Genomic DNA, 18,407 nt, shown 5'->3' with positions numbered 1-18,407 from the left:
AATGCAAAAATTACGGAGGAGCCATGAGATTTTCAAGAGCGTTTATACCGACTATGAAAGAATCACCGGCAGATGCAGAAATTCCAAGTCATAAGTTATTGATTCGCGCTGGTTTTATCAGAAAAAAGGCCTCAGGTCTTTATGATATTTTGCCTCTTGGAGTTAAGGTTCTTTTAAAGATTGAAAAAGTTATTAGAGAGGAAATGAATAAAGCTGGAGCTCAGGAAGTTATCTTGCCGATTATGCATCCAGCAGAACTTTGGATAGAAAGCGGAAGATGGGATGTATATGGAAAGGAGATGATAAAGTTTAAAGATAGACACGACAGGGATTATGCTCTTGGGCCTACAGCTGAGGAAATGATTACAGACCTTGTTAGAAAAGAAGTTAAGTCTTATAAAGACCTTCCTCTAAATCTTTATCAAATTGGAAGGAAATTTAGAGATGAAATTCGTCCTCGTTTTGGTCTGATGAGAGCTCGAGAATTCATAATGAAAGATGCCTATTCTTTCCATGCTTCCAACGAGGATGCTGAAAGAGAATACTGGAATATGTATGAAACTTACTCGAGAATTTTTAGGAAGATGGGACTTGTTTTTAAAGCTGTTGAAGCAGACACTGGAGAAATTGGCGGAAAGTTTTCTCATGAATTTATGGTTATAGCTGATACAGGAGAAGGGAAACTTGTCTATTGTGAAAAGTGTGGCTATGCTGCAAGTACCGAAAAAGCAGAGCAAAAAGAGCCTAAAGTTCCAGAAAGCAGAAAAGAGAACTTTAAGAGTGTAGAAAAAGTTCATACTCCAGATGTTAAAAGAATTGAAGAGGTATCAGCATTTCTTGGAATTTCTCCAGAAAATATTTTAAAGCTCCTTGTTTATATTGTTGATGAAAAACCTATAGCCATTGCTATTAGAGGAGACAGAGAAGTAAATGAACTCAAAGTAAAGAACTTCTTTAAAGGTAGCAAACTCAGACTTGCAACTGATGAAGAGATAGAAAAGTTCACAGGACAACCGAAAGGTTTTCTTTCACCGGTAGGATTAAAAATTCCTGTTTATGCAGATTACTCGGTTGTTTCTATGGTTAACTTTGTTGCTGGAGCTGGAGAAAAAGATTATCACCTTAAAAATGTGAACTGGGAAAGAGATTTTGAAGTCACGGAATTTGTAGACTTTGCTGAAGTTAAAGGAGAAGATCCTTGTCCAAAGTGCGCAGCTCCTCTCATAGAAAAAAGAGGAATAGAAGTTGGACACATTTTCAAGCTTGGTACTAAATATAGCCAAGCTATGAATGCTACGTTCGTTGACGAAGATGGAAAGGAAAAGCCTATGGTTATGGGATGTTACGGTATTGGTGTAACAAGAGTGATGGCTGCGGCTGTAGAGCAAAATTATGATGAAAATGGAATAATCTGGCCGGTAGAAATTGCACCTTTTGAAGTAATAGTTATTCCTGTTAACGTAAAAAAAGAAGAAATTATTGAAACTGCTGAAAATATTTACGATGAACTTCAGAAAAATGGCTTTGATGTTGCTATTGATGATCGAAATGCTCGTCCTGGATTTAAGTTTAAGGATGCAGACCTTATAGGTATTCCTTATCAAATTATAGTTGGGAAAAAAGCAGGAGAAGGAGTTGTTGAAATAAAAGTTAGAAAAACAGGAGAGCGGTTCGAAATTGCTGTAAATAAGGTAGTAGAAAAGATTGGAGAGCTCGTAAGAGGAAAGAATGGAATTAATAGAGAACAGGATTGAAATAAAGCACCTTCGTCCTTGGTCTTTTTCTAAGGTTCAGAAAGCGAAAAGATGTCAGTATGAATTCTACTGGAATTATGTAGAAAAGAAGGAACCCTTAGAAAGAGCAGACTTTCTTGTTCTTGGAAGTGGGGTTCACTTTGTTCTTGAAAATGCGTTGAATGCAGTATTTGAAAGAGAAAGACCTCTTAGTAGAGATCTTCTTTTCTACTTTGCAGAAACTTTCAAAAGAGAAGAACCTTTGGCAGAAGTTAATAAAATTGCAGAGTTTTTTCCAAATATACTTAAATATGTAAATGGACAGCTAAGGAGAGCTTCTGAAAGCAAATTTATTGCTTCAGAATTAGAACTTGCTGTTGACAAAGATTTCAATCTTCTTTCCGATTTTTGCTCAGAAAGAGTTTTTTTAAGAGGAAAATTAGATTTTGTCTTCTCTAAGGGAGACACTCTTTACATTGTTGATCACAAGACCAGCAGAAGCAAGAATTTTAACAACAAAATAAAAACTCAGCTTCGCTGGTATGCTCTTCTTGCTAATGTTAAGTTTCCAGAGTTTAAAAGGTTTGCCCTTGAAGTTCACAATGTTAGATACGGAACAGTTAACAGATTTATTTTTACTGAGAATGATCTTAAGCTCTTTAAACTGAGGCTCTTACCTATAATTGAAAATATTGAAGGAGAACTTCTTGGTAAGAGCTTCAGTGAACTTATTCCTTCTCCTTGTGAATCCAACTGTCGATGGTGTGATTTTAGGCATATATGTCAAGTAGCAAATTATTAATCTACTTTCTAACTTTTTTAACGTAATTTTTTATTATGTTTGCCTCTTTTTTCAAAAGTTTCTTTATCCCAAAATAAGAAAGAACAGAAAAGATAGCTCCTAAGAAAGCACCACCTACAAACATTGGAACAATTATTTCTTTTCCGCACGAAATTATGCTTTGAAACGAACTAAAGTTAATATTGAGAAGACATGGTTTTTTCCCAAGAAGAAAACATCCGACATAATAATCGATAATCAAAACAGGAATTGTTGTCCAGGGATTTGTGACATGAGTTCCTATTGCGGCAGCCACTTTGCTTACACGTGTAAGAGTTGCTATTGTAACGGCAATAAGAACCTGAAATCCATTAACTGGCAAAAAGCCAATAAAAACACCAAGAGCAAGACCTTTAGCAGTCTCGTCTGGTTTATCTCTTAATTCTAATAACTTCTTTATGTAAAACTTGATAGAAAAGGCTCTCTTTATCCTATTCTTCATAACAGATACAATGTTATAACAATTTATCGTTTTTTGGCAAGGTTTTAAGAGGGTGTTTGAAAATTGCCAAAATTAAGAAAAAAGCCTATCCTCTCCGGTATGAAAGCGAAAAGACTAAATTTCCACAAAGTACTCAACCTATCAAAAACATACATGAACCGGAGAGGACAGGCTGTACTGGTATATTTATATCCTTTTAAAACCAAAAGAGGAAGACCCAAGAAATACCCTGACGAGATAATTCTTACCCTTCTTTTCCTCCAAGTAGCCTGGAACCTATCATTCAGAGACCTTGAATATTTGGCAGTTCAGATATTTGGAAGAGAGAATATTCCTGATTTTTCAACCTATTATTACCGACTCAAGCAACTACCTTCCATTCTCCTTGTAGATTTTCTGAACTTTGTCTCTCGAAGACTCTTAGGGAAGTATCATAAAGAACTAAGATTTCTGATAATAGATGGAACTGGCTTCAAATACAATGAGATTTATCCATTGAAAATTCTAAGAGGCAAAGAGATAAAGGAGGTAAAAAGCCACGTTAAAGTTGTTGTATTAAGCGTTCATCTAAAAGATGGAAAAAGGTTCATTCTTACTGCATTACCTGGAGAGAGTTACGCTTCGGAAGTGAAACTTGGAGAGAAAATAGTTAGGTGGTTAAACGAAAGGGGATTTATATGGAGAGCTTTGAAAGGAAAGCCATTTTTAGGAGACAAAGCTTATGACAGCATTAAGTTTATTGAGCTTGTTCTGTTAGTAGGCTTAAAGCCTTACATAAAGGTGAGAGAAACATTAAGGAAGGGAATTAAATCTGAGATTAGGCTTAAATGCAAAGAGCTTTTAGAATCTGATGAAATTTACAGGTTTAGAGGACTGATAGAGAGTATTTTTGGAGAAGTTAAGCAGGATGTTGGAAGTTACGAGAAAACAAAGAGCTTTCATATAGCTCAACTGTTTGTTTTAGCTAAGTTTATCCTCTTTAACATGGGAGTTTTGTTCTTTGTCTGGATGATTTTTCAAACACTCTCAGGTTTTAAAAATTTTTTTTTGAAAAACTATTGACATTAGTCCTGATACTTCCTATATTACCTATCGTCAACTGGGCGGATAGCTCAGCTGGGAGAGCGCCAGCCTTACAAGCTGGAGGTCACAGGTTCGATCCCTGTTCCGCCCACCATTTTAGGGGACGTAGTTCAGCTCTGGTTAGAACGCCGGCCTGTCACGCCGGAGGTCGCGGGTTCGAGTCCCGTCGTCCCCGCCATTTAATCAAATCTTAATCCTTGAAAATTTCTTTCAATCTCCATACTAACTTCATTTCTCATTCTAAAAAACCTCTTTAGTTCCTTCGGAAGTTTCTGCTTTAAACGTTTGTTTCAAAGATTCTTTTTTGTTTTCTTTAAAAAAAAAGAATCTCTACTTTAGGGATTTATTACAATTTCCTTTAACTAAAGATTAAAACCCGGGAGTAGATATGAAACTAACAGGGAAAACTTTTGTTTATGGAATCATTGGATATCCTGTAAAACATTCTCTTTCTCCTCTTATGCAAACTGCTGCTTTTAAGGCTCTTGGAATAGATGCAGTTTACGTTCCTTTTGAGGTAGAGCCAGAAAATTTAGGAGAAGCTGTAAGGGGTCTAAGAGCTCTTAACGTTAAAGGATTTAATGTTACTGTTCCTTTCAAAGAAAATGTTATTGAGTACCTTGATTTTGTGGATGAAGATGCAGAGTTTCTTGGGGCTGTTAATACTGTAAAAATCGAAGACGGTAAGCTTACCGGTTACAACACAGATGCTGATGGTTTTCTTAAATCTCTTATAGAAGAAGGTGTTGAGCTTAAAGGAAAAAAGATAACTATGTTTGGAGCTGGTGGAGCTGCAAGAGCTGTTGGTTATGCAGTTTTAAAAGGTGGAGCTAAGTTTTTGAATATAGTGAATAGAAATTTTTCAAAAGGAAAAATAGTAGGAGAGCTCCTTGGAAAACGAGGAAACGTTTTAGTTTTTCCTCTAAGAGAAGATTCAGTTGCAACTCTTTTAAAGGACACAGACATAATTATCAATACTACTTCTGTTGGAATGAAACCAGACGATCCTTTGCTTTTTGACTATTCTCTAATTCCTGAAGGAATAACTGTTGTTGACATAATTTACAATCCGGCAGAAACGCTCTTATTAAAAGCTGCAAAGGAAAAAGGCTGTAAAATTGTTAATGGATTGGGAATGCTTATTTATCAAGGAGCAATAGCTTTTGAAATCTGGACAGAAAAAAAAGCTCCTGTAGAGGTTATGAGAAGAGTTTTAGAAGAGGAAATTTATGGTTGATTTCTTAAAGGAGCTTATAAATTCTGAAGTCTGGAAGCTTTATGAGCCTTACTTCGTTTCTGCAATTCTTGGTGGACTCGTAGGAATAGAGAGGGAGTTTAAAAAGCAAAAAGAAGGGACTCTTACGTTTGGAGGAATTAGAACTTTTATTTTGATAGCTCTTCTTGGAACTCTTTCATCTCATATTGCTACCTACTTTGGAAGTCCTCTTCTTTACGTAGTTTTTTTTGCTTTTTCAGCACTTTTGGTCATTGCACAGGTATTTGAAAAATTACCAGGTCTTACATCTGAAATTTCTGCTCTTTTGACATTTTTAATAGGAATTCTCTGCTATAAGGAAGAACTCCAATTAGCCTCTGCAATTGCTGTAACCGTTCTTTTTATTCTTACCTTTAAGGAGCAAATGCACGATTTTGTAAAGAATCTTACAGTGGAAGATCTTTTTGCCTTTTTAAAATTTGCAGCTGTTACTGTTATTTTGTATCCGCTTCTTCCTGATAAAAACTTTTATGGTGTTAATCCTCGCGAAGTTTGGACAATGGTTGTAGTAATATCAACTCTTGATTTTTTAGGTTATTTCCTAACAAAAGTTTTTGGAGAGAGAGGGATTCTTTTTGCTGGTTTACTTGGGGGACTTGTTTCAAGCACTGCTGTTGCTGCAACCTTTTCTTCCCTTTCTAAAACGAATAAGCTCTTATTACACGAATATGCTGCTGGTATTATCAGTGCTTCTGCAATTATGTTTCCGAGAATAATTTTTATCGCGGGAATTGTTAATCTAAAGTTTACTGAGTATTTAGTGATACCTTTTTTGACAGCCTTTCTTATAGGCATCTTTTTTGCATACAGAATATCCAGTCTTGAAAGAGAGGAAGTTACAAAAGTCGAGATAAAAAACCCTTATGAACTTTCTAATGCTATAAAGTTTGGTGCTTTTTATGCATTTATACTTTTTATATCTAGGACTACTCTTAAGTATCTTGGAGATTACGGCCTTTATTTAATTGCTGCAATTTCTGGACTTTCTGATGTAGATGCGATAACTCTTTCTGTTTTAAAGCTTTTTAAGGGAGATGAAATTACTCTTTTAACAGGTGTTATTTCTATTATCTTAGCAGCAACCATTAATACTTTGCTTAAATGGCTTTTGACAATTTTTATGGGAAGTAAGGAACTTTTTAAGTTAGTAACTCCGGGGTTTATTGCTTTAATTAGTGGAGAAATATTAGGAATAGGAATTTTACTCTTAATTCTATAAAAATAGACTAAACCCCGCTAAAAAGCGGGGAAATAAATTACTGAAGAGGATATACGCTTACAAACTTCTTGTTTCTTCTTGTTTCGAACTTAACAACTCCATCTTTTAGAGCAAAAAGTGTGTAGTCCTTTCCAACTCCAACGTTGAGTCCTGGATGAATGGAAGTTCCTCTCTGTCTTACGAGAATGTGTCCAGCTTTTACAATTTGACCGTCGTGTCTTTTAACTCCTAACCTTTTACCAATTGAATCTCTTCCGTTTTTTGTAGAACCCATACCTTTTTTATGTGCCATGACAAACCTCCAATTAGCTTACGATTTCATTAATCTGGAGCTCTGTAAAGTGCTGACGATGACCGTACTTTCTTTGGTAGTGTTTCTTGGCCTTGTACTTGAATACAATTATCTTCTTACCTTTACCGTGTCTTACAACTGTGGCCTTAACTTTTACACCTTTTGCTTCTTCACCAACTTTTACTCCGTTGTCATCCCTTACCATGAGTGCTTCGAACTCAACACTAGAGCCCTCAGGTAGGTTGAGTTTTTCAACCTTTAAAACCTGACCAGGCTCAACTACATACTGCTTCCCGCCTGTTTTTATAACAGCATACATTTTACTACCTCCGCACAATGTTAGAGAGTGAGAGGTAAATTTATACCAATAGAACCCAAAAGGTCAAGTTTCTTAAACTTTTTCTATTCTTGCTCCTTCTTTATCAACATCCAAAACAATATATTTAGATTCAATTCCCAAAGCGTCAAATACGTTACACATAGCCTTTCCTATTTCATCAAAGTTTTTATCTGCTAAAGCTCCTATGCAACTTCCAGCTCCAGAAAGGTAAACTGCGTAAGCACCAGCCTTATATCCTTCTGATAGTATTTCCCAAAAAGACGGTATAAGGTCGCAACGATACGGCTGATGAATTCTATCCTTTACGGCCTCTTTAAGAAGTCCAAAATCTTTTTTCTGAAGAGCTCCTAAGAAAAGAGCAACTCTTTGGATGTTAAAGATTACATCTTCTTTAGTATAGCTATTTGGAAGAACTGATCTTGATTCTTCAGTTGATAGGAATAACTCAGGAACGACAATGATAACTTTTAATTCTTCTGGGAAGTCAAGTTTTACATAGGAAAGATCTCCATTCGTTGCTGCTACAACAAATCCTCCAGTATAAGCTGGTAGAACGTTATCTGGGTGGGGTTCAAACTTAAAGGCAACGTCAATAACTTCTGGAAGTGAGAGCTCTTTTCCAGATATTTTTTCAGCTGCAAGAATTCCACCAACTATTGCTGTTGCAGAACTTCCAAGTCCTCTCCCTAAAGGAATTCTATTTATAAGCTTTACCTTTATTGGCTGGTTTAGTCCTAAATATTCCATTGTACTTCTATAAGCTCTTAGAAAGAGGTTTTTCTCATCTTTTGGAAGTTCGTTAGCACCTTCTCCTTCTATTTCCACAGAATAAAAGTCTGAAGGTTCAATGATAAATTCATTGTAAAGAGTTAGTGCTAGTCCAAGAGCATCAAATCCGGGACCAAGGTTACTGGTTGAAGCTGGAACAGAAACTTTGAATTTCATGACTTACTCCTTTCTTTCATCGTATTCAATTTTAACGTCTGGTTCAGGAGCTGGAAGAGTTTCAGCTGGTTTAGATAACTCAAACTCTCCATTCTTTATCCATTCTTTTAGTATGTTTGCTATTTCTCTTGCTTTATAGTAAGAAGAAAGTGGTGAAGAAGGAACTTTCTTTCCGTCTATTTCAATAAAGCCTTTTCGGAGTTCTCCGTAGCTTACATACTTAATCGGTTTTGCATTTCCTGAAGGATAATCAACAGAATAATCTATAACAGGAGCAAATATTTCGTCATCTTTAACAGATGTATAGTAAGCGATTCTCTCATTGAGTATCGGAATAGGAATACCTATTCCAACAAACATTGAAACACCATATCCTAAGATAGAAGCTGCCTTTATAAAATCTGTGGACATTTGCTTCATATCTCCAACAACCATTAAAGTTCCTGAACCGCCAGTTGGTTGTCCTTTTTTATTTCTTTTTACTCCAAAGGGTGCATGTTGTGTCCCGTGAAATGCAACATATCCTACACCACCACCAAGGAATATTCTTGTTCCAATTCCTATTGTTTCAAAAAAAGGATCATTTAAAAGAGGACTTAGCTGACCTGCGCTTGAATAAGTAGCGTTTCCAAAGTTTGGTTTAAGAGTTCCCATATATGTATAGATAGTTCTTGAAGATTTGTTAACTGCAACATTATAGTTTTGGTAGGCATTTCTTGGACTGCAGAGAATTGCTTCATTTATTGTTTTTATGTTTATGAGTTTCTTAATTTCTCTTCTTGGATAACAGTCTGTTCCATAGGCATAAGCTTCAAGCTCGATGTCTTCTCCGGCTATAAGTTCCTCTATTACGTGAGCTCCACCATATTCAAATTTTCCTGGATAAACTTCGTTTCTTGGATCATTTTCAGGAAGTGCTGTAGCTCCAATGTAAAGGTCAACAGCTGCTATTCCTCCGTAAGCAGGAACTCCATTAAGGTAAATTTCTTCCATTTTCATACGAGGCTTTGTGTGTCCAACGTTTAAAAATGCTCCAGAAGAACACATTGCGCCAAAAGTACCTGTTGTAACTACGTCAACTTCTTCTGCTGCTTTTACCACACCGAGCTCTTCAACTATCTCTATCATTTCTTCAGCAGTAACAACTACTGCCTCACCTTTCCTAATTTTTTCGTTTATCTCTTCATAAGTTTTATTTACCTTAAACTGTTGCTTCATTTTTCTTCTCCTCAGTCTATTCCTTTAAATTTGAATTAACTATTGACTATCAAATATTTATTGGTTCCCCAATTAGGTCAACACTACTTGCTAAGGCTGTAATTTCTGCTTTAACAATTTCTCCAGGTTTGAAATTACCTTTTAGGTAAACTATTCCATCTATCTCGTAAGCATTTTTGTAGCTTCTTGCTTCAACAAATCCGGGCATTTCTTCTGAAGGTGAATCAACAATTAAATCAAATTCTTTTCCTAGTAACTGCATTTGCTTCTTTTCATAAATTGAATACTGAACTTCTTCGATTAAGTTAAGTCTTGATTCTTTTACCTCATCAGGAATGTCTCCCAGTTTATAGGCTGCTGTATCTTCTTCTCTTGAATACTTAAAAAAACCTGCCCAGTCAAACTCAATATCCTTAATGAAGGATAAGAGCTCTTCAAATTCCCTTTCTCCTTCGGTGGGAAATCCAATAATAAAGGTGGTTCTTAGCGTAATGTCAGGTATTCTGTTTCTTAACTTATCAATTAAGACTTCTGCATCTTTTCTTGTGTATTTCCTTCCCATAGAAGCCAAAACTTTGTTGTTAATGTGCTGAAAAGGAACGTCAAAGTACTTTAGTACTTTTTCTGAATTTGCCACAAAATCAATGAGAGAATCAGAAATGTGAGAAGGATAAGTGTACATTAATCTTATCCAATCTATTCCTTCAATTTTTTCAAGCTTTTCAAGTAATTTAACAAGTCCTTCTTTTTCTCCCTTATCGTATAGGTAAGCAGTTGTATCCTGAGCTATGACGTAGAGCTCCTTTACTCCCTTATCTGCAAGCCTTTTAGCCTCTTCAACGGCTTCTTCTATCGGTCTGCTTTTAAGTTTTCCTCTAATGAGTGGAATTGCACAGTAGGTGCAAGCATTGGAGCAACCTTCTGAGATTTTCAGATAAGCAATGTGAGGAGGAGTAAGGATTTCCCTTAATAGATAAGGTTTTTGGACCGCAATCTTCTGGTTTAGAATCTTTTCAACGCTTTTCTCTATTTCGTCAACTCCGATGAAGACATCAACTTCAGGGAGCTCCCTTTTTAGTTCCTCTTTGTATCTTTGATATAAACAGCCTGCGACTACAACTTTTTTCTCAGGACTTTCCTTTTTTTCCTCAATTGCATTAAGAATTTCGTCTATTGATTCTTCCTTCGCTGGTTGAATAAAACCACAAGTATTTACGATTATTATGTCAGCGTCTTTTAAATTATCAACAAAAACAACGTTACCAGTTGCCTTAAGAAGTCCAACAATATTTTCCGTATCAACCAAATTTTTAGGACATCCAAGACTAATTACAGCAATCTTTTTCACAGAGCAACCTCTTAAAAAACTTTTATTTTTTCTTCATCAATAATCTTACCAGCTTTTTGGATCCATTTAACTCCTTTTTCTTTAAGTTTATCTATGAGTTCATCTGCCTTTTCTTCTGGAACTGCTATTAAAAGTCCTCCGGAAGTTTGAGGATCGTAAAGGAGCATCTTCTCATCATCATCAACAGATTCAGAAAATTCGACAAAATCACCTACATAGTCAATATTCTCATAAGTAGCTGCTGGAAGAAGTCCCATAGAGGTATACTCTTTTGCACCTTTTAGAAAGAGTAAGTTTTCTGTGTAAATCTCAGCGCCAACTTTACTATACTTTATCATTTCGTATAAGTGTCCCAAGAATCCAAAACCTGTTATATCTGTACAAGCACTTACTCCAACTTCTACCATAGCTTCTGAGGCATACTTGTTAAGAGTTGTCATTACATTTGATACTTCTTCTACCTCTTCTTCTTTTGCTATGTCTGCCTTTATTGCAGTTGTAAGAACACCAATTCCAAGAGGTTTTGTGTAGATAAGGACATCATTAGGTTTTGCAGTTGAATTTTTGATGATTTTTTCTGGATGGACGATTCCTGTAACTGCTAAACCGTACTTTGTCTCAAGATCATCGACTGTATGTCCACCAATTAGGGAAACTTCAGCTTCCTTGAGTTTATCTGCTCCACCTTCAAGGATTTTTGATAAATATCCCATGGGTACCTTACAACTTGCGAACATAACAAGATTTATTGCAGTTACTGGTTTTCCTCCCATTGCGTAAACATCTGAAAGTGCATTGGCAACGGCTATCTGACCGTAAACAAAGGGGTCATCTACCACCGGCGTAATGAAATCTGCAGTTTGAACAAGAGCAATATCTTCTGTTAACTTATAAACACCGGCATCTTCTGCTGTTTCTATTCCAATTAAAACATTTTTATCCCTTGGTACATTGAGATTTTTTAAAACTTTCTCAAGCCCGACCGGGCTCAATTTTGCCCCTCAGCCAGAAGCTCTAACAGTTGTTGTTAGTTTAAACTTTTCCATGTCTAACCTCTGTAAAGTTTTAAGATACCTAGAATTTAAAGGAATTTACCTATATTTTAATCCTTAAAAAATTTAAAGGAGTAGAATTTGGAAAGGACTAAATTTCAAAAGTCTCTTGAAATAACAGCTTCTATAACCGGTATTGTTGCTCTTTTGATTACTGCTGTTGGTTTCCCACAAGTTGGTTTTCCTGTTGCTCTGATAGCTTCTGTTCTTTATGCAACTTACGGATATTTAACAAAGCAGTATGGAATTATGGTGAGTTCTATAATCTATGGAATTGTTGAAATTGTAGGTATAATCAGATGGGTCTTTTTGGGGGAAACTGGATAATGGATAAGAGATTGAAAATTCTTCTTTCAAACGATGATGGTATAAGGTCAGAAGGGTTAAGAATTTTATACGAAAAGCTTTCTGAATTTGCAGATGTTATTGTTGTAGCTCCAGACAGAGAAAAAAGTGCTGTTGGAAGGGCTTTGACTCTACATAGACCTTTAAGATGTGAGAAAGTGGATGAAAACTGGTATGCTGTTGATGGAACTCCTACAAGCTGTGTTTATATAGGTGTTCATGCAATAATGAAAGGTCAAAAGCCTGATATGATTATCGGTGGAATTAATAAAGGACCTAATCTTGGAGAGGATATCACATATTCAGGAACTGTTTCAGTAGCAATGGAAGGAGTTTTGCTTGGAATTCCGTCTATAGCATTTTCGCTTGCTGCTTTTAAAAACTTTCACTGGGATTCTGCTGGAGAGTGGGCAAAGAAAATTGTTTTAAAGGCTTACGAACAAGGAATTCCTGAAAATTGCTGCCTTAACGTTAATATTCCAAATCTTCCATACAAGGAAATAAAGGGAATAAAAATTACAAGACAGGGTAGAAAGGCTTATACCGAAAAACTTGAAGCAAGAAAGGATCCTTGGGGAAGAGTTTATTACTGGATTGGCGGTGAAGAACCTAACTGGAAGACAGAACCTGGTACAGATTACTGGGCTATAAAAAATGGCTACATTTCTATAACACCAATTCATCTTGATCTTACAGATTATAGAGCTCTTTCTTTGCTTCAAAACTATAGTTGGTAGGTGAAATGGAAATTCTTTCTTTACAGTATTGGCAAGATTTTGCTTTAAAGTACGGGATTTATGGACTTGCGTTTAATGCTTTTATTGAAGCTATTTTCTTTCCTATACCTCCTGACGTTCTTTTAATTACGCTCTGCGTAGCAGATCCGCAGAATGCTTTTCTCTACGCTTTCATAGCTACTCTTTTTTCTTCTTTTGGAGGTGTTGGGGGCTATTATCTTGGGTATTTTGGTGGAAAACCTTTAGCTTTTAAGCTGTTTGGTGAGGATAAGGTTAAAAAAGTTCATAGACTCTATGAGTCATACGAAGGTTTAATTGTTCTTCTTGCTGGTTTTACTCCTATTCCTTATAAAGTTTTTACTGTGACTTCTGGAATTCTTTTTGCAAGCTTAAAGAAGTTAATAGTTTTTTCGATTATTGGAAGAGGTTTGAGATTTTTCTCAGAAGCAGCTCTTTTTTACTTTTATGGAGCTCAAGTAAAGCATTTTGTTCTTCACAATCTAAACATTCTTTTTACTGTAGTAGGTGTGTTCTTAATTATTGGATTTCTTGTTTATAGAAGATATAAAAAGGGTAGATTGCCATGAGCAGAAGAAGATTTTTTAAACTACTTGCTGATTCTGTTGCAAGGGCTGCTGCCGAATTTACATATGAGGTATCTAAGCCTAACAAAGAATTTATAAGACCGCCTGGAAGTCTTGATGAGGATACTTTTGTTTCACTCTGTGATAAGTGTGGAAAATGTGTTGAAGCCTGTCAAACAGGAGTTCTTGATAAAGTGAAAGGGATGAATCCAATAGTTCTTGATACTCCTTTTATGAATTTTGAAAATAACTTTTGCGAAATGTGTTATTCCTGTATTAATGTCTGTCCTTCAGGAGCATTGAAGAAAGAAAATCTCCAAAAGTTTAAATATGTAGCACGACTAGATAAGAGTAAGTGTGTTGCATTTCAAAGTGTATTTTGTCAAACTTGTTATTGGTCGTGTCCTCAAATGGATAAAGCTATAACTCTAATAGACTTTACACATCCAGAGTTTCATGAAAAACATTGTCTTGGTTGTGGTAGATGTATTCATGCATGTCCGACAACTCCAAAATCTATAAAACTGGTTAAAGTAAAGGTAGATGAAGGTAGTTAAAGTACAAGATGTTTTAAAACAGTTAAAGACAGGGAAACTTCCTTTTAAAAAAGTTTTAATTCATGGAGAGGAAGCTTACCTTACTGAGCAGTTTTTAAAGAAAGTTTCTGAAGTAATAGATATCGAAAAGTTTTACGTTGATGAAAATATCGATAGTTTTTTCAACTTTACAGGGACTTCTCTTTTTGGAAAATCGCCGGTTCCAGTGGTTTTGAACGTAGAAAGACTAAACGAAGTTTTAAGAAAGAAAGTAGACAAGGAAAGGTTTTTAAATACTATTAAAACTTTTGATGAGTTTATTCTTGTTTCTATGGAAGAACTTGACTATAAGAAGCTTAAAAGTGAGTTATTTTCGGCAATCCAAAAATTTATTGATGCTACTGTTGTTTCTGAAAGGTATTCAGAAAAAGCAATCTATTCACTGCTTAAGAAGAAGTTTGATTCTGCTGGGAAAAAAATAACTCCAGAAGTTTTAAAACTTATAGTTGAGACTGTTGGGACAGATTTAAGGGAACTTCGAAACGAAACAGATAAACTAATTTTGTATCCGGACGAACTTACTCCCGAATCTGTAAAGCTTCTCCTCTTTTCAAGTGGTAAAGTAAATGTCTTTGAACTGATTTTTCCTCTGCTTGAGGGAAATAGGAGAAAATTCTTAGAACAAGTAGAGATTCTTCTTAATTGTGGTGGAGAGCCTTTATCCATTATAGGACTTTTACAAACTCAGCTAAGACAAATCATAAGTTTAGCAAATGGAATTCAGGTAAAACTTCCAAGAGAAGTTTTACAAAAATATAAAGCTATTTTGCAAAAGAAAAAACTTTTAGAGCTCCTTTTCCTTTTAAAAACACTTCACGAAAAAGAATTTGCTGTAAAAAGAGGAGAAGTTTCTGGAGAGGATGCTCTTAAGTCAATTGTATTTTCCTATTAATATGAGTAGATTATAACATTGCATTAACGCTAACAAATTAGAGAAAGGAGGTTATATGCAAACACTTCTTTACTTCATTATAGCTTTGGGAGTTCTTATTTTTGTTCATGAGCTCGGTCATTTTCTTGCAGCAAGATTTTTCAAAGTTAAAGTAGAAACTTTTTCTATTGGTTTTGGACCTAAACTTTTTAAGTTTAACTGCTTGGATACAGAGTTCACAATTAGTCTTATTCCTCTTGGCGGATACGTAAAAATGTCAGGAGAAAATCCAGACGAACCTGCAAAAAATCCTTATGACTTTTATGCTAAACCTCCATGGCAGAGAATAATTATTGCACTTGCTGGACCTATAATGAATCTTGTTCTTGCAATTGCTTTTTTTGCTTTTACGTTTTCTATAGGCCGTTACGTTCCTACATATCAACTTGAAATGGCAAAGGTTGGGACAGTTCTTTCAGAAAAAATTCCTCTAAAACCTGGGGATGTAATAATCTCTGCTGGCGGAGAACCTGTAAAAAACTGGAAAGACTTTACACAGATTGTAGCTCTTAATCCAAATAAAGATTTACTTCTTAAAGTAAAAAGAAATGGAGAAGTTTTGGATTTAAAAGTTCATACAGGAGTTGAGGAGAAAAATGGGATTGGTACTCTTGATGTTGTTCCTGCTATAAAGCCAATAATTGGAAAGGTTGTTTCCGGTTCACCTGCTGAAAAAGCAGGACTTAAGCCGGGAGATATAATTCTTTCAATTAACGGAAAAGACATAGTGAGCTGGGAACAAGTTGTAAAAATAATTGGTAAAAGTGATGGAAAACCTTTGAAAATTTTGGTTCTTAGAAAAGATAAAAGGGTTGTAGTTTCTGTTACTCCTCAGTTTAACGACAAATTTAAACGTTATACCATTGGTATTGTTCCAAAAATGGACATGACATTTGTTAAATATCCTTTTATAGAGGCAATAAAGAAAGGAGTTGAAGAATTTAAAGCAGAAACTTCCCTTTTCTTTGCATTTCTCTATAAGCTAATAACAGGACAGGCTTCTATGAAGAGTCTTGGTGGTCCTATAATGATTGCTGAAGTTGCAGGAAAGGCAGCAGAAGCTGGTATGTCAAATTTCCTCTATTTTATGGGTTTTATAAGTCTTCAGCTTGGTTATTTTAACCTTCTTCCTCTTCCAGTTCTTGATGGTGGACTTATCTTGATGTTTCTTATAGAAATGATAAGGAGAAGACCTCTTTCAATGGAATTTAGGGAAAGATTTCAACAGGTTGGATTTGCAATCCTTGCGTTTCTTATGATTATTGTTTTCTACAACGATATAATGAGATTGTTAAATTAAGAAATTTCAAGAAGGGGAATATGAGCAAGAAGGAACGTTTAGATAAACTTCTTGTAGAAAAGGGACTGGTAAAGAGTAGAGAAAGGGCAAAAGCTCTCATAATGGCTGGAAAGGTTTTGGTAAACGGGCAAGTAGTTGATAAGGCTGGGGCGTCGGTTCTTCCCGACGCTGTTATAGAAATTAAAGGGGATGATATTCCTTACGTTTCAAGAGGTGGTTTAAAACTTGAAACTGCTATAAAAGAGTTTGAACTCAAAGTAGAAGGTTTTACTTGTCTTGACATTGGAGCATCCACCGGTGGATTTACCGATTGTCTCTTGCAGCACGGAGCTAAAAAAGTTTACGCTGTGGATGTTGGAAAAGGCCAGCTTGACTGGAAACTGAGGAACGATCCAAGGGTAATTTCAATTGAACAGTTTAATGCAAGGTATTTAACAGAAAAAGAAATACCTGAAAAGGTTGATCTGATAGTTATTGATGTTTCTTTTATTTCACTTACAAAGATTTTGCCTGTAGTAAAGCAGTTTTTAAAGTCAGAAGGGAAAATTGTTGCTTTAATAAAACCACAGTTTGAGTTAACTAAAAAAGAGGTTGATAGAGGAAAAGGGGTAATAAGAAATTCGGAGCTTCATAAAAAAGCAATAGAAAAAATTTTGAACTTTTCACGGGAAATTGGACTTTATCCTGAGAATCTGACTCTTTCAAAACCAAGAGGTCCGAAAGGTAATAAAGAGTTTTTGGTTCTGCTTTCACAAATCATGGAAGATGATAAAGTGAAAGAAGAGGACATTCTTGGTGTTGTGAGCAAAGAAGATTAATAAACAACCTTTGTAGGTTGTTTTTCTAAGAGAGCTCTAAATTTCCTGTAGAACATTAAAGTATTATGAAAACCTCTTCGTTTGTTTCTATTACTTCCTCTAAATATAACAACATCTATACCCAACTTAGAGCATATTTCACAGCTACACTCCTTCCAGACTCTACTTTCAAGGAGCTCTTTGTAAAGTTTTGAGTATTTTTCCTCTTTAAAGTCATCTCTAAAAAAAAGTTTATCGTAATTCATAATTTCTTCTAAGAGGCAATCAACTTCCTTTAAAGTACCTTTATCGTAATCTCTCAAACCTTTAAGAATTTTCTGTTCCATTTTTTCGATAGCAGGAAAGCTTAATCCAGAGCTCAGTATCTTTTTTCGAAGTCTTATGTTATGGCAGTCAGGGACTCTTATAGAAGCGTACCATTTGCCATCTACTCCTAAGTAATTTTGAGCAGCTCTAAGCCAAGCCTTTCTGTAGTAAGAAGCACTATCAAAACTGTAGATGTTGTACTTTATCATTTTTGTTAAGAGCTCTTCTCTCAAAACTCCAAGCAGATGAATCTTTATTTTCTCTGTATCAAATTCTTTATAGAGTCTATCAAGGAGCTCTGATATAAACTCTGTTTTTCTTGGAACAAGTCCGCCAATTGCTAAGTACTCATATCCATAGTCTATGAGTTTTTTAGCGCTGTCTAAGTAAGTTTCTATTGTATAGCCTTGAACGGCTCCAACGGGAATAAAGTTTTTTCCCTTTGATAACTTCAGGAAATTCCAGGCGTTTTCTATGCTCGTTTGTCTTCTAAGTTCTAATTCTTTTTCAGAAAGAAAAAGTTTTATCTTATCCTTAGATTCCTTAGCTTCTTTGAAAGAAAAGAGTTTTACTTTTTCTTTTTCTACAACAATAGTTTCAGAACAGATGTGATCAACAGAAATTCCGTAGTCAAACTTTAAACTTTCGTAATGATAAATAGCTTCTTCTACAGAAATTTTAGGTTCTTTTTCATTAACGTAAGTAAAAGCTCCACAGTCTCCAATTACTGGAAAGTTTTCCGGAACTCTCAGATACTTTTTGATATTTTGATATCCCCTAATTGAAGGTTTACCATTTCTCTTTATTAGCTTAAGCTTTAATTTAAACATCCCAAGACTAACGAGAATACCGTCGTAAGGAGTAGTCTCTAAAAGTTCATGAGCAAATATAGAGTTTTTAAATCCACCTTTTGAATAGGTATCACTTATAGGGTCAAAATCGGCGTGAACCCAATCTTCCCAGTATGGTAAAAAGTATTTCATTTTATCGACTCGCTTTTG

Annotated in this window: 20 protein-coding genes and 2 tRNA genes; 14 read left to right on the top strand and 8 right to left on the bottom strand. The window is 35.4% G+C overall.

Annotated features, from left to right (window positions below; genetic code table 11):
* The first annotated feature begins 23 nt into the window (after positions 1-23).
* Both DESTER_RS07930 and DESTER_RS07925 read left to right on the top strand, forming a co-directional pair.
* Positions 24-1,754 carry a proline--tRNA ligase gene (locus tag DESTER_RS07930; RefSeq protein ID WP_013639117.1) on the top strand — a complete coding sequence of 577 codons (1,731 nt, stop codon included), beginning with the start codon at positions 24-26 and terminating at the stop codon, positions 1,752-1,754.
* Positions 1,729-2,535, top strand: a complete 807-nt coding sequence (locus DESTER_RS07925) for a RecB family exonuclease (protein ID WP_013639116.1) — start codon at positions 1,729-1,731, stop codon at positions 2,533-2,535. The genes DESTER_RS07930 and DESTER_RS07925 overlap by 26 nt, the downstream gene beginning before the upstream one ends.
* 1 nt (position 2,536) lies before the next feature.
* Here DESTER_RS07925 and DESTER_RS07920 read toward each other — a convergent pair whose 3' ends face one another.
* Positions 2,537-3,016, bottom strand: a complete 480-nt coding sequence (locus DESTER_RS07920) for a DUF2062 domain-containing protein (protein ID WP_013639115.1) — start codon at positions 3,014-3,016, stop codon at positions 2,537-2,539.
* 63 nt (positions 3,017-3,079) lie between these two features.
* On the opposite strand from DESTER_RS07920, the gene DESTER_RS07915 reads away from it, so the two are divergent.
* The 5 genes from DESTER_RS07915 (at position 3,080) to DESTER_RS07895 (ending at position 6,594) form a co-directional block, all read left to right on the top strand.
* A complete protein-coding gene (locus tag DESTER_RS07915) occupies positions 3,080-4,078 on the top strand; it encodes an IS5-like element ISDeth1 family transposase (RefSeq protein ID WP_013639114.1) in 999 nt (332 codons plus the stop codon).
* A 39-nt stretch (positions 4,079-4,117) separates the two neighbouring features.
* Positions 4,118-4,193: transfer RNA gene (locus DESTER_RS07910), tRNA-Val, on the top strand.
* 5 nt (positions 4,194-4,198) lie between these two features.
* Positions 4,199-4,277, top strand: a tRNA-Asp gene (locus tag DESTER_RS07905).
* A 210-nt stretch (positions 4,278-4,487) separates the two neighbouring features.
* Positions 4,488-5,336, top strand: a complete 849-nt coding sequence (locus DESTER_RS07900; protein ID WP_013639113.1) for a shikimate dehydrogenase — start codon at positions 4,488-4,490, stop codon at positions 5,334-5,336.
* Positions 5,329-6,594, top strand: a complete 1,266-nt coding sequence (locus DESTER_RS07895) for an MgtC/SapB family protein (protein WP_013639112.1) — start codon at positions 5,329-5,331, stop codon at positions 6,592-6,594. Before DESTER_RS07900 ends, DESTER_RS07895 begins: the two co-directional genes overlap by 8 nt.
* A 37-nt stretch (positions 6,595-6,631) precedes the next feature.
* On the opposite strand, the gene rpmA is transcribed toward DESTER_RS07895, so the two are convergent.
* The 6 genes from rpmA to selD all read right to left on the bottom strand — a co-directional run bounded on the left by rpmA (position 6,632) and on the right by selD (position 11,783).
* On the bottom strand, positions 6,632-6,886 hold the full coding sequence (gene rpmA, locus DESTER_RS07890) for a 50S ribosomal protein L27 (RefSeq protein WP_013639111.1): 255 nt from the start codon (positions 6,884-6,886) through the stop codon (positions 6,632-6,634).
* Between the two features lie 13 nt (positions 6,887-6,899).
* Complete coding sequence (rplU, locus tag DESTER_RS07885) at positions 6,900-7,205, bottom strand: 50S ribosomal protein L21 (RefSeq protein WP_013639110.1); 306 nt, start codon at positions 7,203-7,205, stop codon at positions 6,900-6,902.
* Positions 7,206-7,277: 72 nt separating this feature from the next.
* Positions 7,278-8,171, bottom strand: a complete 894-nt coding sequence (gene thrB, locus DESTER_RS07880; RefSeq protein ID WP_013639109.1) for a homoserine kinase — start codon at positions 8,169-8,171, stop codon at positions 7,278-7,280.
* A 3-nt stretch (positions 8,172-8,174) separates the two neighbouring features.
* Positions 8,175-9,389, bottom strand: a complete 1,215-nt coding sequence (locus tag DESTER_RS07875; RefSeq protein WP_013639108.1) for a homocysteine biosynthesis protein — start codon at positions 9,387-9,389, stop codon at positions 8,175-8,177.
* 49 nt (positions 9,390-9,438) lie between these two features.
* Entirely contained in the window at positions 9,439-10,737 is a 1,299-nt protein-coding gene (gene rimO, locus DESTER_RS07870) for a 30S ribosomal protein S12 methylthiotransferase RimO (RefSeq protein ID WP_013639107.1), read from the bottom strand.
* A gap of 11 nt (positions 10,738-10,748) precedes the next feature.
* Positions 10,749-11,783: a selenide, water dikinase SelD gene (selD, locus tag DESTER_RS07865; RefSeq protein ID WP_013639106.1), complete on the bottom strand. Its 1,035-nt coding sequence runs from the start codon at positions 11,781-11,783 to the stop codon at positions 10,749-10,751.
* Positions 11,784-11,870: 87 nt separating this feature from the next.
* On the opposite strand from selD, the gene DESTER_RS07860 reads away from it, so the two are divergent.
* Genes DESTER_RS07860 through DESTER_RS07830 form a run of 7 tightly spaced genes read left to right on the top strand, consistent with a single transcriptional unit; the run spans position 11,871 to position 17,100 of the window.
* Positions 11,871-12,116, top strand: a complete 246-nt coding sequence (locus DESTER_RS07860) for a nicotinamide mononucleotide transporter (RefSeq protein ID WP_013639105.1) — start codon at positions 11,871-11,873, stop codon at positions 12,114-12,116.
* The gene (gene surE, locus DESTER_RS07855; protein WP_013639104.1) at positions 12,116-12,871 is read left to right on the top strand and encodes a 5'/3'-nucleotidase SurE; all 756 of its coding nucleotides are present in this window, start codon (positions 12,116-12,118) and stop codon (positions 12,869-12,871) included. The genes DESTER_RS07860 and surE overlap by 1 nt, the downstream gene beginning before the upstream one ends.
* 5 nt (positions 12,872-12,876) lie before the next feature.
* Positions 12,877-13,458: a YqaA family protein gene (locus DESTER_RS07850; RefSeq protein ID WP_013639103.1), complete on the top strand. Its 582-nt coding sequence runs from the start codon at positions 12,877-12,879 to the stop codon at positions 13,456-13,458.
* Entirely contained in the window at positions 13,455-14,012 is a 558-nt protein-coding gene (locus tag DESTER_RS07845) for a 4Fe-4S dicluster domain-containing protein (protein ID WP_013639102.1), read from the top strand. The genes DESTER_RS07850 and DESTER_RS07845 overlap by 4 nt, the downstream gene beginning before the upstream one ends.
* On the top strand, positions 13,999-14,943 hold the full coding sequence (holA, locus tag DESTER_RS07840; protein WP_013639101.1) for a DNA polymerase III subunit delta: 945 nt from the start codon (positions 13,999-14,001) through the stop codon (positions 14,941-14,943). The genes DESTER_RS07845 and holA overlap by 14 nt, the downstream gene beginning before the upstream one ends.
* Before the next feature lie 55 nt (positions 14,944-14,998).
* Complete coding sequence (gene rseP, locus DESTER_RS07835; RefSeq protein ID WP_013639100.1) at positions 14,999-16,282, top strand: RIP metalloprotease RseP; 1,284 nt, start codon at positions 14,999-15,001, stop codon at positions 16,280-16,282.
* Positions 16,283-16,302: 20 nt separating this feature from the next.
* Positions 16,303-17,100 carry a TlyA family RNA methyltransferase gene (locus DESTER_RS07830; protein WP_013639099.1) on the top strand — a complete coding sequence of 266 codons (798 nt, stop codon included), beginning with the start codon at positions 16,303-16,305 and terminating at the stop codon, positions 17,098-17,100.
* Here the strand turns inward: DESTER_RS07830 and dpdA are convergent.
* On the bottom strand, positions 17,097-18,389 hold the full coding sequence (dpdA, locus tag DESTER_RS07825; protein WP_013639098.1) for a tRNA-guanine transglycosylase DpdA: 1,293 nt from the start codon (positions 18,387-18,389) through the stop codon (positions 17,097-17,099). The two genes, DESTER_RS07830 and dpdA, sit on opposite strands and share 4 nt — an antisense overlap.
* Positions 18,390-18,407 lie beyond the last annotated feature (18 nt).

The organism is Desulfurobacterium thermolithotrophum DSM 11699, from assembly GCF_000191045.1.
In the GTDB taxonomy this organism is placed as follows: domain Bacteria; phylum Aquificota; class Aquificia; order Desulfurobacteriales; family Desulfurobacteriaceae; genus Desulfurobacterium; species Desulfurobacterium thermolithotrophum.
The sequence above is the reverse complement of the archived record's forward strand: the minus strand, read 5'-3'. Positions and strand labels throughout refer to the sequence as shown.

Bases quoted from the DNA above. Each gene is read 5' to 3' on its own strand.
- thrB (WP_013639109.1), bottom strand. From the start codon at position 8,171: ATGAAATTCAAAGTTTCTGTTCCAGCTTCAACCAGTAACCTTGGTCCC.
- holA (WP_013639101.1), top strand. From the start codon at position 13,999: ATGAAGGTAGTTAAAGTACAAGATGTTTTAAAACAGTTAAAGACAGGG.
- DESTER_RS07895 (WP_013639112.1), top strand. From the start codon at position 5,329: ATGGTTGATTTCTTAAAGGAGCTTATAAATTCTGAAGTCTGGAAGCTT.
- dpdA (WP_013639098.1), bottom strand. From the start codon at position 18,389: ATGAAATACTTTTTACCATACTGGGAAGATTGGGTTCACGCCGATTTT.
- DESTER_RS07925 (WP_013639116.1), top strand. From the start codon at position 1,729: ATGGAATTAATAGAGAACAGGATTGAAATAAAGCACCTTCGTCCTTGG.
- rplU (WP_013639110.1), bottom strand. From the start codon at position 7,205: ATGTATGCTGTTATAAAAACAGGCGGGAAGCAGTATGTAGTTGAGCCT.
- rseP (WP_013639100.1), top strand. From the start codon at position 14,999: ATGCAAACACTTCTTTACTTCATTATAGCTTTGGGAGTTCTTATTTTT.
- rpmA (WP_013639111.1), bottom strand. From the start codon at position 6,886: ATGGCACATAAAAAAGGTATGGGTTCTACAAAAAACGGAAGAGATTCA.
- DESTER_RS07920 (WP_013639115.1), bottom strand. From the start codon at position 3,016: ATGAAGAATAGGATAAAGAGAGCCTTTTCTATCAAGTTTTACATAAAG.
- DESTER_RS07845 (WP_013639102.1), top strand. From the start codon at position 13,455: ATGAGCAGAAGAAGATTTTTTAAACTACTTGCTGATTCTGTTGCAAGG.
- DESTER_RS07850 (WP_013639103.1), top strand. From the start codon at position 12,877: ATGGAAATTCTTTCTTTACAGTATTGGCAAGATTTTGCTTTAAAGTAC.
- DESTER_RS07930 (WP_013639117.1), top strand. From the start codon at position 24: ATGAGATTTTCAAGAGCGTTTATACCGACTATGAAAGAATCACCGGCA.
- DESTER_RS07875 (WP_013639108.1), bottom strand. From the start codon at position 9,389: ATGAAGCAACAGTTTAAGGTAAATAAAACTTATGAAGAGATAAACGAA.
- DESTER_RS07900 (WP_013639113.1), top strand. From the start codon at position 4,488: ATGAAACTAACAGGGAAAACTTTTGTTTATGGAATCATTGGATATCCT.
- DESTER_RS07830 (WP_013639099.1), top strand. From the start codon at position 16,303: ATGAGCAAGAAGGAACGTTTAGATAAACTTCTTGTAGAAAAGGGACTG.
- surE (WP_013639104.1), top strand. From the start codon at position 12,116: ATGGATAAGAGATTGAAAATTCTTCTTTCAAACGATGATGGTATAAGG.